13 protein-coding genes are annotated in these 14596 nt (G+C 68.1%); 4 read left to right on the plus strand and 9 right to left on the minus strand.

What is annotated here, in order from left to right:
- Window positions 1-4: 4 nt before the first annotated feature.
- Window positions 5-1369, plus strand: coding sequence for a VOC family protein (locus IFT63_RS11280; RefSeq protein WP_042615102.1), 1365 nt, complete (start codon window positions 5-7; stop codon window positions 1367-1369).
- A 241-nt stretch (window positions 1370-1610) separates the two neighbouring features.
- Here IFT63_RS11280 and IFT63_RS11285 read toward each other — a convergent pair whose 3' ends face one another.
- From IFT63_RS11285 to IFT63_RS11295, 3 genes are all read right to left on the minus strand, one after another.
- The gene (locus tag IFT63_RS11285) at window positions 1611-2570 is read right to left on the minus strand and encodes a hypothetical protein (RefSeq protein ID WP_152620704.1); all 960 of its coding nucleotides are present in this window, start codon (window positions 2568-2570) and stop codon (window positions 1611-1613) included.
- A gap of 128 nt (window positions 2571-2698) precedes the next feature.
- Window positions 2699-3571: a hypothetical protein gene (locus IFT63_RS11290; protein ID WP_152620703.1), complete on the minus strand. Its 873-nt coding sequence runs from the start codon at window positions 3569-3571 to the stop codon at window positions 2699-2701.
- Window positions 3572-3842: 271 nt separating this feature from the next.
- Window positions 3843-5357 (minus strand): acetyl-CoA hydrolase/transferase family protein, encoded by a 1515-nt coding sequence (locus IFT63_RS11295; protein ID WP_192084233.1) that lies wholly within the window; start codon window positions 5355-5357, stop codon window positions 3843-3845.
- Window positions 5358-5699: 342 nt separating this feature from the next.
- Between IFT63_RS11295 and glnE the strand changes: the two genes are divergently transcribed.
- Window positions 5700-8498 carry a bifunctional [glutamate--ammonia ligase]-adenylyl-L-tyrosine phosphorylase/[glutamate--ammonia-ligase] adenylyltransferase gene (gene glnE, locus IFT63_RS11300; protein WP_192084234.1) on the plus strand — a complete coding sequence of 933 codons (2799 nt, stop codon included), beginning with the start codon at window positions 5700-5702 and terminating at the stop codon, window positions 8496-8498.
- Window positions 8499-8635: 137 nt separating this feature from the next.
- On the opposite strand, the gene IFT63_RS11305 is transcribed toward glnE, so the two are convergent.
- The 4 genes from IFT63_RS11305 to IFT63_RS11320 all read right to left on the minus strand — a co-directional run bounded on the left by IFT63_RS11305 (window position 8636) and on the right by IFT63_RS11320 (window position 11699).
- Window positions 8636-9196, minus strand: coding sequence for a queuosine precursor transporter (locus tag IFT63_RS11305; RefSeq protein WP_192084235.1), 561 nt, complete (start codon window positions 9194-9196; stop codon window positions 8636-8638).
- 84 nt (window positions 9197-9280) lie between these two features.
- On the minus strand, window positions 9281-9784 hold the full coding sequence (locus tag IFT63_RS11310) for a hypothetical protein (RefSeq protein WP_192084236.1): 504 nt from the start codon (window positions 9782-9784) through the stop codon (window positions 9281-9283).
- 22 nt (window positions 9785-9806) lie between these two features.
- Complete coding sequence (locus IFT63_RS11315) at window positions 9807-10646, minus strand: DUF2145 domain-containing protein (RefSeq protein ID WP_192084237.1); 840 nt, start codon at window positions 10644-10646, stop codon at window positions 9807-9809.
- 93 nt (window positions 10647-10739) lie between these two features.
- Complete coding sequence (locus tag IFT63_RS11320) at window positions 10740-11699, minus strand: ELM1/GtrOC1 family putative glycosyltransferase (RefSeq protein ID WP_192084583.1); 960 nt, start codon at window positions 11697-11699, stop codon at window positions 10740-10742.
- 128 nt (window positions 11700-11827) lie between these two features.
- Here IFT63_RS11320 and IFT63_RS11325 point away from each other — a divergent pair, with 128 nt between their 5' ends.
- The gene (locus IFT63_RS11325) at window positions 11828-12418 is read left to right on the plus strand and encodes a malonic semialdehyde reductase (protein WP_192084238.1); all 591 of its coding nucleotides are present in this window, start codon (window positions 11828-11830) and stop codon (window positions 12416-12418) included.
- Window positions 12419-12510: 92 nt separating this feature from the next.
- The gene (locus tag IFT63_RS11330; protein WP_192084239.1) at window positions 12511-13221 is read left to right on the plus strand and encodes a YceI family protein; all 711 of its coding nucleotides are present in this window, start codon (window positions 12511-12513) and stop codon (window positions 13219-13221) included.
- 59 nt (window positions 13222-13280) lie between these two features.
- On the opposite strand, the gene IFT63_RS11335 is transcribed toward IFT63_RS11330, so the two are convergent.
- Window positions 13281-13688: a hypothetical protein gene (locus IFT63_RS11335; protein ID WP_192084240.1), complete on the minus strand. Its 408-nt coding sequence runs from the start codon at window positions 13686-13688 to the stop codon at window positions 13281-13283.
- A gap of 87 nt (window positions 13689-13775) precedes the next feature.
- Entirely contained in the window at window positions 13776-14576 is an 801-nt protein-coding gene (locus tag IFT63_RS11340) for a siderophore-interacting protein (RefSeq protein ID WP_192084241.1), read from the minus strand.
- Between the last annotated feature and the right edge of the window lie 20 nt (window positions 14577-14596).

A 14596-nucleotide genomic window follows, 5' to 3' on the forward strand; every position in this document is an offset into this window, starting at 1 on the left:
TCCCATGAGCGCTGCCGAATTCGTTTCGCCCGATGCCATCCGCCGCCTGTTCGCGCAGGCCATGTCCCGCATGTACCGCAGCGAAGTGCCGCTGTACGGCGACCTGGTCGACCTGGTCGCGCAGATCAACGCGCAGGTGCTGGCCGAAGACACCGCCCTGGCCGCGCAGCTGGAGCGCAACGACGGCCGCGGCCGGCTGGATGAAGAGCGCCACGGCGCCATCCGTGTCGGCACTGCTGAAGAACTGTCGACCCTGCGCCGCCTGTTCGCGGTGATGGGCATGTACCCGGTTGCCTACTACGATCTCAGCGTGGCCGGCGTGCCGGTGCATTCCACCGCGTTCCGCCCGATCGATGGCACCGCGCTGGCCGCCAATCCGTTCCGGGTGTTCACCTCGCTGCTGCGGCTGGAACTGATCGAAGACCCGGCGTTGCGCGAACAGGCGGCACAGATCCTGGCTCGTCGGCGCATCTTCACCGACGCCGCGCTGGCGCTGGTCGAACAGGCCGAGCGCGATGGGGGACTGCACGCCGCAGACGCCGAGCGCTTCGTCAACGAAGCACTGGAAACCTTCCGCTGGCACAGCGATGCCACGGTGGCGCTGGATACCTACCATGCGCTGGGCAACGCGCACCGGCTGATCGCCGACGTGGTCAGTTTCCGCGGCCCGCACATCAACCATCTCACCCCGCGCACGCTGGACATCGATGCGGCGCAGGCCGCGATGATCGAACGCGGCATGGCCGCCAAGGCAGTCATCGAAGGCCCGCCGCGCCGCCGCTGCCCGATCCTGCTGCGGCAGACCAGCTTCAAGGCGCTGGAAGAGGCCGTGCATTTCCCCAAGGACGGCGGCGGCGATGCCGGGACCCACACCGCGCGCTTCGGCGAGATCGAGCAGCGCGGCCTGGCGTTGACCCCGAAAGGCCGCGCGTTGTACGACCAGTTGCTGGCGCAGGCACGCGAAACCGAAGGCGCCGGCAGCACCGGCGGCGACTATGGCCAGCGCTTGCAAGCGGCCTTCGCTGGCTTCCCGGACGACCACGCCTCGCTGCGCGCCGAGGGCCTGGGCTACTACCGTTACCAGCTCACCGATGCCGGCCGTGCAGCCCAGCAGCGCGTGGCCGAACTGCCGGCTGAAGTGCTGATCGCCGAAGGCCTGGCCACGGCCGATCCGATCATCTACGAAGATTTCCTGCCGGTCAGCGCGGCGGGCATCTTCCAGTCCAACCTGGGCGGGGGCGAACAGCGCGCGTATGCAGCGCATGCCAACCGCGAAGCGTTCGAAGCCGCGCTGGGCGCCCGGGTGCACGACGAGTTCGCGCTGTACGAGCAGCTGCAGCAGGATTCACTGGTCGCGCTGCGCGGCTGAGCCGGCCGGCGAGCCGCCGCGCGCCGCTGGCGAACCGATCTCGCTGCGCAGCTCCAGCATGACGTCCATGGCCAGCACGCTGTCCAGGTCCAGTGCAAACGCGATGCGGGTCGATTCCAGGGGATCATCGCTGGCCCGCGCGCGCAGTTGCGGATCGGTTGCAAAGGCGGAAGGCTCGGCCCACCGCCAGTTGAGTCAGCCACTTCAGGATCGCTTCAGGCCTGCGGTCATCGCGGCCCGCTCAGATCCCGAGATGAAACGGCAGCCCGTGTGAGACGTCGAGTCGCTGCCTGCGGGCCAGCACGGGCGCAACTTGGTGCACCCATTCGCGCAGTTCCTTGTGGGTCACATGGAAGTCCTCGCAGACGGCTTCGGCAGGCTTGCCTTGGCGCAGCGCCTGTATGAGCGGGCCATGGAACATCGCGGGATCCTTGCCCTGGCAGGCGAGGGCATAGAGGTTGTCCTTGCCACCGATCAGCAGCGTCCACAGGTGCAATCGTGCCTCGCCAGCCACATGACCGCCTTGGCCGAGGTTGTAACGCGCCCACAGATCATGGCAGCAGACCGGCATATCCTGGTCAAGTGCATGCCGGACCTCGCCAATCGCAGCGCTCGGCCAGTGCATCAGCACGTCGATCTCATCACGCAGCGCCCGGTAGTCCGAGCCTGCCTCGGCGGCAGCCACCCGTGGAAATACCCGCTTGGCGCGCAAAGTGAAGCCACTCATGCCCTCGCGCTCGTGGCCCTGTTCGCGTGCCCGGGTGACCTGTTGTGACAGCCTGCGCAGCGACGCGGCCTGTTCCAGCAAGCGCGTGGGATCATCCAGATGCACCTTGCGAAACGGCAGAGGTGCCGGCGCATTGGCACAATCCCGGCGCAGGTGTTTCCAGGCGTATCCGTCGGGCAGCGAGGTGATCACCGCCTGCAGCGCATCGGCCACGACCGACGCTTCCTGCGTTCCGCCCTGGTCGATATGGTCCAGCACGCAGGACAGCGCCTGTTCGCGGCACATATCGGCCACACGCGCAACAAAGGCCAGCGGCCGGTCGCCGCCGCCCTCGACAAGCGCCGGCTGAAGCGCCGGCGCTGCGGAAGCGGCCAGGTTGGCAACGGAGCGCGGGCGCGGCTCCGTGCGGGTCATCGTTGCAGCGTGCGGCGTCGTTGCAATCCTGGAAGGGGCGTCGGAGCGGATCGGCTGCATGCGGAGCGGGTCCTTGGGTCTGGCCTTGTAGTTGACCGCGTGCGCTCAACCGATGCTTCCAGCAAAACGTCACGCCTGCACCCTGCCGCGACATGCCGGGCTCATGGCTTGGCGGCGAAGGTCTGCTGTCAGCGTTGCAGCCTGTTCTGCGTTTGGCACACCGGGTGGGCGGGTGCGTTCGCAGCGGGTGGTCCGGCGACCGCCTGCAGCGCCCGCAGCGCGTCAACGGCGTCCAGCTCATGCCAGGAGATCGAATCCATCTCGTGCAATGGCAGGCCAGCGCGCAGTTTGCCTGCGTTCGCCTGCACCCAGGTTCGCAGGCTGGGATGGTCCAGCGGGTAACGTGCGAGCACTTCGTCGGGGTCCATTCCATCGCGCAGCGCGTTGACCACGGCGCCGTCGTAGTGGCACGCGGGTGGGAAGGGATAGTGCTGGCCCGGATCGCGCCGCACGGCGTCGCCGATGATCAACAACGCCCGGATGCGACGCGCCAGCTCGCGGGAATGACGCGCGTGATCATCCAACGCGTAGGCGGACCATAACGGCCGCAGCGCATCGGTATCCTGGCGTTGCAGAGCATGGACAACGTCCCCGAAGGCGCGTTGTTGCCAATGCATCCACTCGTCGAGCGTGCTCTGCAGCTCGCTTGCGTGCATCGCGCGGCCCGCCGGGCCGCCATCGCTGGCGGTCTCCCTCGGCCGCTTCGGCGGTGACGGGCCATCGAGGTCGCCAAGTGCGCTGCGCAGCTGCCGGCTTCGCTCGATGAAACCCTGCATCCCGGGCCGATCTGATCCAGTGGCACTGACTGCTTCGGCCAGGGATTCCAGCGCGCATCGATACGCTCGCAGGACCTCCCACTGCGCCGCGGCCCCAGCAGGGAGGTCCCTGACCATCAGCGCCCGCCACTGCCAGTCCCTGCCCATGTTGAGGATCAGCCTCTGCAGCGCGGTGTCGCGCACGCATGCGTCGTACGGCCCAGGAGCCCGGGCAAGCCAGTCCATGGCCGCCGGCAAGCCTTGGTAGACACACAGGTGTTCCGCATGCGCGGCTACGTCCGCAGGACGCGCCGGCCCCTCCTGGTTGACCACCGAACACGGCGCAGCCGGACGATGAGGTAGGGCGGCCTGGGCCAGGGCGACGGCGGGCGGAGCGTGCGGAAGAGTGCTTGACCAGACAGGATGCATGGGATGCGCGACCACGAGGGGAAACCCTCATTCCACCCGGTCGCGCAGCGACGCGCCTTCAGAAAAGGCTCGCCCCACCGTGCTGCCGTCAGGCCTTCATCGTGCCGGTATCCAGCCAGCGCTGATGCCAGCTCAGCGCCTCGGGCAGCAGGTGCGGGGTGTGCTTGCCGTAGCTCTCCCGGCTGGCGCGGTCGAAGTAATCCTGCAGCTGTGCACGGAAATCCGGATGCGCGCAGTTGTCGATCACCACCTGCGCGCGCTTGCGCGGAGTCAGCCCACGCAGGTCGGCCAGGCCCTGTTCGGTGACGATCACCGATACATCGTGCTCGGTGTGGTCGACATGGCTGACCATCGGCACGATGGCCGAAATGCTGCCGTTCTTCGCAGTGGACGGGCTGAGGAAGGCCGACAGGAAACCGTTGCGCGCGAAGTCACCGGAACCGCCGATGCCGTTCATGATCCGCGTGCCCATCACGTGGGTCGAATTGACGTTGCCGTACAGGTCCGCTTCGATCATTCCGTTCATGCCGATGCAGCCGAGGCGGCGCACAAGTTCGGGATGGTTGGAGATTTCCTGCGTGCGCATGATGATGCGCTCGCGGTAGAAATCGATGTTCTCCTTGAACGTTTCGTTGGCCTGCGGGCTCAGCGCGAAACCGGTGCACGAGGCGTAGCTCAGCACGCCATCGCGGAGCAGGTCGAGCATGCCGTCCTGGATCACTTCGGTGAAGGCAGCAAGGTCGCGGAAGCCGCTCTTGGCCAGCCCGGCCAGCACCGCGTTGGGGATATTGCCCACGCCGCTCTGCAGCGGCAGCAGGTTGGCCGGCAGGCGCCCCTTGGCCACTTCGTGCTTGAGGAATTCGATCAGGTGCGCGGCGATCTGCTCGCTGGTGGTGTCGATCGGACTGAAAGGACTGTTGCGGTCCGGCCCGTTGGTGCGCACCACCGCCACGATCTTGTCCGGGTCGCAGCGCAGCGTGGTCTCACCGATGCGGTCGTTGGCCTGCACCAGCGGGATCGGCTTGCGGTGTGGCGGCAGCGCGGTGCCGTAGTAGATGTCATGCATGCCGTCCACGCCGGCCGGCTGCCACTCGTTGACCTCGATGATCACCTTCTTGGCCAGGTCCAGCCAGGTCTTGTTGTTGCCGACCGAGGTGGACGGCACCAGCGAGCCGTCCTCGCGGATCGCCGAGACTTCCACCACCGCCGTATCGATATCGCCGTAGAAGCCGAACCACACATGCTGGGCGACGTGGCTGAGGTGGATGTCGATGTAATCCAGCTTGCCTTCGTTGATGCGGTTACGCGCATCCGGATCGCTCTGGAACGGCATGCGCATGGCGATGCCATCGGCCTTGGCCAGCGCACCGTCCAGCTCCGGGGCGGTGGAGGCGCCGGTCATCAGGCTGATCTGGAACGGCAGCCCTTGCGCGTGCACCGCTTCGATGCGGCGGGCCAGTTCCACCGGCACCGCCTTGGGGTAACCGGAGCCGGTGAAGCCGCTCATGGCGACGGTTTCACCCGGCTGGATGAGCGCGGCTGCGGCCTCGGCGGAGACCACGCGGTCACGGAGACGCGCGTTGGCGATGCGATCTGCAGGCATGACGACGATGTTTCGTGGGGGAAACCCCGATTATCGGCCAAACCCATCCGTACGGGACCTGCGACCTTGGTGGGATGGCGCTTCCAGCGCGAAGGCTTCTGTACCCTCCGGTATTGTTTTGCACTGCAGCGTGCAATGTGGTTTTGCAGTCGGCACGATGGACCTGCATCCCGACGTGGGGGAGGGAGCAGAGCCCGCTGGCAGTTCGCTGCAAGCGGGCTTTTTTACGCCTGCAGGGTACAGCTGAATAGGCCCCGGTAGCGACGGCATCGGCCGTCATAACGCCCCTGGGTAGTGACGGCCGCTGGCCGTCAACAGGCCGCAGCGCCCTACAATCCTCCTATGACCCAACCCTTCGCGCCGCTCCCCGACGACCTTGTCCCATTGGCTGACCGTGCCCTTGCGCGCCTGGCCGTCGCACTGGGCGCCGCGCCGGACCCCGGCCTGCAACCCTTTCTGCGCCAACTGGCCGTCGCCAGTGATTTCGCCATCGACACCCTGTGCCGGCAGCCTGCCCTGCTGTCGCATCTGGCACAGGACGGCTGCCCGCCGCTGGCCCCGCCGGTGCTGGAACCGCAGCAGCCGGCCGACTGGCCGGGCCTGCTGCGACGCTACCGCGCGGCGATGTCGACCCGTCTGGTGTGGCGTGACCTGGCCGGGATGGACAGCGTGCAGCAGACCCTGGCCGGGTCCACCGGACTGGCCGAACAGTGCCTGCAGCTGGCGCTGGGCGCGCTGGAAACCGAGTTCGCCAGCCGCCACGGCGTGGTCCGCGATGACGCCGGCAAGGCGCAACGGCTGGTGGTGTTCGGGCTGGGCAAACTGGGCGGCGGCGAACTGAATTTCAGCTCCGACGTTGACCTGGTGTACGCCTTCGCGCAGCGCGGTGAATCCGATGGCGCGCGCCCGCTGGATGCCGATGAATACTTCGCCCGGCTCGGCCAGCGGCTGGCCAAACTGCTCGATGACACCACCGCCGATGGCTTCAGCCATCGCGTCGACCTGCGCCTGCGCCCGTTCGGCCGGGCCGGCCGGGTGGCGATGTCGTTCGCGGCGATGGACCAGTATTTCCAGCGCGAAGGCCGCGATTGGGAACGCTATGCCTGGCTGAAGGCACGCACGGTGGCCGGTGACATCGAAGCGGGCGAGGAGTGGCTGGCATCACTGCGCCCGTTCGTGTATCGCCGCTACCTGGACTTCACCGCGCTGGATGGACTGCGCGACATGAAGGCGGCGATCACCGCCGAAGTGGCGCGGCGTGACATGCACGAGGACATAAAGCGCGGTGCCGGTGGCATCCGCGAAATCGAGTTCCTGTGCCAGTCGCTGCAGTTGATCCGTGCCGGCCGCGAACCCGTGCTGCGCGAGCGGCGGCTGCTGCATGCGCTGGCCGCGTTGGTGGACGCGGGGCAGATCGCCGCCGAAGACGGGGCGGCGCTGCACGAGGCTTACCTGTTCCTGCGCCGGCTGGAAAACCGGCTGCAGATGCTGCGCGACGCGCAGACCCATACCCTGCCGGCCGATCCGCTGGACCGGCTGCGGATTGCGATCGGGCTGGGTTATCCGGATTTCGACAGCCTGCGCGATGCGTTGGCCGTGCAGCAGCAGCGCGTCAGTACCGAATTCGGCGCGCTGCTGGCCCCGCGCAAGGGCAAGGCCGCGCCGGATGCGGTGGCCAGCTACTGGCGCGGCCTGCCCGAACACGGCGACGCGCAACTGCTGGTGGAAGCCGGCTTCGCCGATGCCCACGGCGCGGACCAGATGCTGCGTGATTTCGCGCAGTCATCCGGGGTGAAGTCGCTGTCCGATGGCGCGCGCACGCGACTGGACCGCGTGCTGCCGGCGCTGCTGCATGCCGCTACCCGGTCACCGCAGCCCGATGCCGCGCTCAAGCGCGTGCTGGGCCTGCTGCAGGCGATCCTGCGCCGCACCAGTTACCTGGCGCTGCTGGATGAACAACCCAGTTCGATGGCGCGGCTGGTGGACGTGCTGGCACGCAGCGCGCTGCTGGCCGAACGGCTGGAAGCCTACCCGCTGCTGCTGGATGAACTGCTGGACGTGCGCGTGTCCGGGCCGCTGCCCAGCCGCGAGGAAATGCAGGCCGAGTGCGCGCAGGTACTGGCGGTGGAAGACCCCGAATCGGCGCTGCGCTGGCTCAACGAGATCCGCCTGGCACTGAGCTTCCGCATGGCGATGGCCAGCCTGGATGGCCGCCAGGGCGCGGTGGACAGCACCCGCCAGCTGGCCGAACTGGCGCAGGTGGTGGTGGATGTCGTGTTGCAGCTGGCACAGGCGGACATGCGCCGCGCGCACGGTGACATCCCCGGTGGGCGCTTTGCGATCATCGGTTACGGCAGCCTGGGCGGGCTGGAACTGGGGTTCGGATCGGACCTGGATCTGGTGTTCCTGCACGACAATCCAGCCGACGTGGAGGCCAGTGATGGCGCCCGTCCGCTGGAGCCCGGGCGCTGGTATGCACGGCTTGCGCAGAAGGTGATGGCCCTGCTGGGCGCGGTGACCGCCGGCGGACGGCTGTATGACATCGACGTGCGGCTGCGCCCGGATGGCGGCAAGGGCGCGCTGGTGTCATCGCTGGCGAGCTACCGCGAGTACCAGCGCGAACGCGCATGGACCTGGGAACACCAGGCGCTGGTGCGCGCGCGCGGCGTGGCCGGTGATGCCGACCTGCTGGAAGCCTTTGAAGACGTACGCGCGCAGACGGTGGGCCGCGCGCGTGACCGCCAGGTGCTGCACGCGGACATCGTCAAGATGCGCCAGCGCATGCGCGCCGAACTGGACCGCAGCGATGCCGCGCGGATGGACCTCAAGCAGGGCGCGGGCGGGGTGGTGGACCTGGAGTTCCTGCTGCAGGCCGGCGTGTTGGGGGCAGCGTCCGCGCATCCGGCGCTGCTTGAACCCCGTGATACGCGGGGGCTGATCGACGCACTGGCGGCCAGCGGCTGGCTGCCTTCCGAACGGGCCACTGCACTGCAGGCCGCGCACGCCACCCTGCTGGAGTTGGGACTGGCCTGCACGCTGGACCGCCGCCCGCGCATGGCCGCGCCGAGTGACGCGCTGGAACAGGCACGCGCGAGCATCAGCGCCGCGTGCGTGGAAGCAGGCCTCCCGTTCGACGCCTGACGCCGGGGTAATGACGGCATTGGTGGGTGGCGACCAAGGTCGCCACTACGGCGCCCGGCGCTGGTGGGTGACGACCGTTGGTCGTCACGCTGTTGCTTTGCCGCTGCGCGCGCCGAGCGTGGCTCGGCGCTACCGGGTTACCTCGCGCCTGGCACCGGCGCCATCTTCCACAACAACGCGCGGAACGGGGCCAGCAGGCACACGCCGATCGCCAGCTTCACCGCCAGGTCGCCCAGCGCCCAGCTCATCCATGGCAGCGCCGAACCGGCAAACGCGATGCTCCAGAAGATCGCGGTATCCACCGTGGCACTGCAGGTGGTGGCCACCATCGGCGCGCGCCACCAGCTGCCCCGACGCAGCCGATCGAACACGGTGATGTCCAGCAGCTGCGCCACGATGAACGCCGAACAGGACGCCACCGCGATGCGCGGCGTGGCCACCCAGAACGACAGCACCACCGCCAGCGCGAAGCCGGCCCACGCCACCCGGCGGGCCGGGCCCGGGCCGAAGCGGCGGTTGATCAGGTTGCTCACCAGGAACGCGACCGGATAGCTGAAGGCACCCCAGGTCAGCCAGTCGTTGATCGGGTACTGCACCAGCACGTTCGAACCCAGCACCACCGCGCCCATCGCCAGCACCGCCAGCAGCAGCGCGCGCAGGGTCATCGGGGCAAACACAGGGGCAGGACGCACAGGCATGGCGAGCCACGGATTCAAAGGAAGACGCGCATTATCCGCCCCGGCAGGGCGCGCGGCCAACCGGGAACGTTCAGCCGGCAGCCATTACCAGGTGGTGCTGGCGCTGTCTGCCGCGGCGTAGGCGGTAGGCACGTAGGCCAGCTGGCGGCCGGCGGCATCGTGCACGTTCCAGCCGGCGCCGGCCGGGGTCGGCACGAAGGCCACCGTCTGCCCGACCGCGAAACCCGCACCGGGATCATCCGCGCGCGCCGGCCATTCCAGGGTGGCGGTCTGGTCGTCCTTGCCCGGCACCTGCAGCTGCACGGTGCGGCCGCCTTCGGTGTTGGTGGTGACCGCTTTGACTTCCATTTCCGGCAGCGGCTTGGCCGGCACCCGCTTTGCGGCGTTGCGCTTTGCGCTGGCCTTGAACGGGGCGGCGGACAGTTCGGCCAGGCCCACCGACGCGGCGAATGGCACCGATACGGTGAACACGATGGAGATCAGCATCGTGGTTTCGCTGCTGTTGAGGTCGCCGGCGCGTGCAGGCGGGGCCAGCAGCGACGAAGCGAGGATCAGGGCAAGGGCCGGCGTGGCAAAGGAACGGGACATGCGTGTCTCCTGCGGAATGGGGTCAGGGCGTAGCGGCCGTGGCACCGGCCACGGGAACATGCGGAATGGAAAGTTCCTGCGGCAGCTGCTGGCGTGCGCGCAGGAAGTCGAACACCGATTCCACGGTCACCACCGAATAGTTGCCGGACACGCGCTCGGCCAGCGGATGGTCGGTGGTAGTGGCATTGGCCACCGCCACGCGCGCGCCTACGCGTTTGCCCAGGCTGATATGCAGCACGCTGGGCAGGTAGCCGTTGGCGCGCAGCCACTCCTGCACCCCGGCGCGATCCTGCAGCGGCGCGGCGCCATCGGCGCTGGCCATCGCGGCGGCCAGCACTTCCAGCACCCAGCCGTTGGAGTTCTGGAAATCGGTGCGGTACGGGTAGGCGACCACGTTGTAGCGTGGTTCGTGCAATGCGTGCGCGGCGGTGGCCGGCGACTGCAGCATCGCCTTCAGGCGGGCGGCCAGTGCGGGCTGGAGCAGGCCGATGCGCAGGTCGGTATGGCCGCCGGTTTCACCGATGAAGTTGGCCAGGCCTTCGTAATACAGAAGCGAGCGGTCGGTCTTGCAGCGGTTGAGCAGGTGCACGGCGCGCCAGCGTCCGTCGTCGTCGCGCAGCAGGAAAGCCAAGTGACTGTGGCGCAGGCCGTAGCGGCTGAGGTCCTGTCCGCCGCGCGCGGCGATCACCACGTCCACGTCCGGCAGGGTGTCCAGGCGCTCGGCGGTGGTCCAGGCCACGTCGAACATCGCCGCTTCGGCGGCGGGGGTGGGATAGCGTTCGCGGCAGGTGCCGCTGTCGGCCCGGGTGGTGGCCGGAGCGAGCAGCAGAAGCAGGGCGAGGGATAAGAAAGGACGGTCCATGTCGAGGGCATCATAGACCGAACCCGGTAGCGCCGAGCCGTGCTGGGTGGGTGCTGCGCTGCGCTCGCCGAGCATGGCTCGGCGCTACCAACGTCACATTCCCAGGCGCTGCTTCACTTCGGCGGCGACGCGCGTGGTTTCACGCAGCGGTTCGATGGGCCCATGGCCCCAGTCCAGCCAGCGCGGCTGCAGCCGGCCGCGTTCGTGCAGCGCCTGCTGGAAGTGCTGCATGCGGCCCTGCGCGGTGGCCGCCAGCGCCACCATCACCGGCGCGCGCGTGGCGCTGGCTTCGGACAACAGGTTCACCGAATCCGGTGATACCACCACCCGGTCGGCCCAGCCCAGCAGCCCGGCATACGGATTCACCCCGTCGCCGCCATCGCCCCAGATCACGTTCGGGATGTCGGCGAAGGTGTCGCGCAGCGCATCGGACAGTACCGGCGGCGTGCGCCGCGAGGTGGTCGCCAGCAGGCTGCCGCCCTCTGCACGGATCTGCGCGGCGAGCTGCGCGAACACCCCGCGCATGTCCTGTTCGTCCCAGGCCGCATGGGCGGTGGGCCCGCCCACCAGCAGCGCGGTGCGCGGGCCGGGCAGGCTGCGGAAATCGGCAAAGGCGGCCCGCCCCAGCGATAGCCAGTCATCGTCCACCGGGTTCAGGCTGCCGAGCAGGGTCAGCACGTTGCCGCCACGCAGGCGGTCATGTTCGGGCACGATCACCAGGTCCCAGTGGCGCGCGCTGATGCGCGGATCCAGGATCTGCACCACCCGGCTTCCCCGCGCACGCAGCACCCTCAATGCCCCGGCGGCCTGTCGGCCACAGCCTATCGCCAGCGCAGGCGGCCGATCAGCGAGAGTCGCGAATGCCTCGCCGTACCCGTGCTGGACGTCGCCGGGCAGGCGCCGCGGCGACAGCCAGCGCCAAGGCGCCTGCGGCACCAGCATCAGCGGTTGGTGGGTGCCCAGACGCAGCGCGCCGGCCAGCGCCACGGCCTGCCGGACGTTGCCGGCGCGGCCATCGGTAATCGTCGAGGGCGCACTCGATCGTTTCACGATTGGCATTAATTCGTTTCAGCCCTGCTGGGTGTTGCAACAGACGCGACACTCTACACTGCCCCGCATGGACCCGGCTGCAGGCCTGTTGGCAGGCAGCACCGGGCTGACGCTCTTTACCTGGAGGATGCATGTCGCACGAACTCGACGCTGCCGCGCTTGACCAGTTGTTCCGCACTGCCCGCACCGCGAATGACTTCCACGACAAGCCGGTGGACGAATCCACGCTGCGCGCGCTGTACGACCTGGTGAAGTTCGGCCCGACCTCGGCCAATTCCAGCCCGGCCCGCTTCGTGTTCGTCACCTCGAAGGAAGGCAAGGCCAAGCTGGCCCCGGCGCTGTCCGAAGGCAACCTGGCCAAGACGATGGCCGCCCCGGTCACGGTGATCATCGCCCACGACCTGGACTTCCACGAAAAGCTGCCCTACCTGTTCCCGCACACCGATGCCAAGAGCTGGTTCGACGGCCCGCAGGAAAACCGCCAGAAGCCGGCCTTCCTCAACGGCAGCCTGCAGGGTGCGTACCTGATCCTGGCCGCGCGCGCGCTGGGCCTGGACGCCGGCCCGATGACCGGTTTCGATCCGGCCAAGGTGGACGAAGCGTTCTTCGCCGGCACCGCGCTGCGCAGCAATTTCCTGGTCAACCTGGGCTACGGCGACACCGCCGGCCTGTTCCCGCGTTCGCCGCGCCTGTCCTTCGACGAAGCCGCTCGCATCGTCTGAACCGTGTTTATGTTTGAATCGGCCGGTCCCGTGGACGGGTCGATGTTTGCAGTCCATTCCCTTAGCGAAACAATCGAGAGAGAGTCCTGAACATGACCAAGACCACCAAGCTGCTGCTGCCGCTGGCCCTGACCCTGGCGATCGCCGCCTGCTCCAAGCCGGCCGACGAAGCCACCCCGGCCGCCGATGCCGCCGCGACCCCGGCCGCGACCGAGCAGACCACCACCCCGGCCGCTGATGCCGCCGCTGCTGCGCCGGCTGCCGACGCGATCCAGATCGCTTCGGGCACCTACAAGCTGGACCCGTCGCACACCGACGTGCTGGCGCAGTGGAGCCACTTCGGCTTCTCCAACCCGACCGCGCACTTCGGCAGCGCCGAAGGCACCCTGGTGTATGACGCGACCGACGTGACCAAGTCCACCGTGGAAGTGAAGCTGCCGCTGACCGGCCTGAACAGCTTCACCGCCAAGTTCGACGAGCACCTGAAGAGCGCCGACTTCTTCGATGCCGCCAAGTTCCCGGCGGCCTCGTTCAAGAGCACCAAGGTGGAATCGGCCGGCACCAACAAGCTGACCGTTACCGGCGACCTGACCATCAAGGACCAGACCAAGCCGGTCACCCTGGACGTCACCATCAATGGCGGCGGCGAGCACCCGATGGCCAAGGTGCCGGCGGCGGGCTTCGATGCCACCACCACCATCAAGCGCAGCGATTTCGGCGTCGGCGCGTACGCCCCGAACGTCAGCGACGAAGTGAAGATCCGCATCACCACCGAAGCTACCGGCGAAAAGCCGGCTGCCTGATCCACGGGGTGTTGAATGAAAAAACCCGCCGGTGACGGCGGGTCTTTTTTTGCGGGCAATCACCCCAATTGCGTCTGCATCCAGCGGTCGGCCACGGCGATCGGGGTCAGCCGCGGGGTGATCTTCAACGACAGCGCCCGCACGAAATCCTGCGCGGCGCGGCCATACGCCTGGCGCGCGATCAACGCCGCCTGTTTGGCACTGGCCTGCTGCTTGCGCAGCTGCACCAGGTGGATGGAAGGACGGCCCGGCGGAGCGAATTTCTGGTCGCGGCGCAGCATGTCGGCGACCAGGCCGACATCGGCATCGGCCTTCAGCGCCAGCTGGCGGGTTTCCAGCAGGTCGCGCAGCGTGGGGCGTAGGGCGCCGGCCTCGCCATGGGGGGCGAGCACGGTGTCGAAGGCGGAAGGGTCGGTCTGCAGGCGCGAAAGCGCCGCAGCGACGGTGGCAGCAAAGAGGTCGGTCATGCGGCCATTATCGCGTCAATTCGGTAGTGACGGCCGCTGGCCGTCAAAAGGCGGATTGCCGGCCAGCGGCCGTCACTACCGGACCGTTCAATCCCCGTCAGTCTCGTCCGCGTGCGCTTTCCAGTACCCGGTGGACCGGATCCAATCGCGCGGCACCGCATGGTGGCCTTCGAAGAACTTGCGCATCATCCGCGCGCGGCGTGATTCGGTGGCGATCCAATAGAACACATCGCCCTCCGGCGCCTCGAAGTCCACCAGCGCATCTTCCAGCAGCGAACTGCTTGCGGCCGGGAAACCATTGCGCTCCAGCCACTGGATGCGCACGTTGTCGCCCTGCGGCAGGTCCTGGCGTTCGGCCTCGTCGGCCACTTCGATCAGCACCTGCACTTCGGCTTCCTCCGGCAGGATATCCAGCCAGCGGGCAATCGCCGGCAGCGCGGTTTCATCGCCGATCAGCACATAGCCATCGTAATCATCGGCCACCTGGAACGAACCACGCGGACCGCCGACCGCCAGCGTGTCGCCTGGCTGCGCGCGTGCGGCCCATGGCCCGGCCACGCCGTGGTCGCCGTGCAGTACGAAGTCGATCGCCAGCTCGCCGGCTTCGTGGTCCCAGCCGCGCGGGGTGTAATCGCGCGCCACCGAAGGTTCCTTGCCCTCCGGGTAGCGCGGGCCTTCGGGGGTCATTGTCGGCAGCACCATCTCGCCGCTGCGGTTGGGGAAGAACAGCTTGATGTGGTCATCCGGGCCGGGTGAATCGAAGCCGGCCAGGTCGGCGCCACCCAGCACCACGCGGCGCATGTTCGGGGTGACTTCTTCGATGCGCAGCACGGTCAGTTCGCGGAAGCGGACATCCAGGCGCAGGCGCTTGTTTTCATGGGAAGACATAGGGGATTCCTGAAGAGGGA

Source organism: Stenotrophomonas sp. CFBP 13724 (genome assembly GCF_014841975.1).
In the GTDB taxonomy this organism is placed as follows: Bacteria; Pseudomonadota; Gammaproteobacteria; order Xanthomonadales; family Xanthomonadaceae; genus Stenotrophomonas; species Stenotrophomonas lacuserhaii.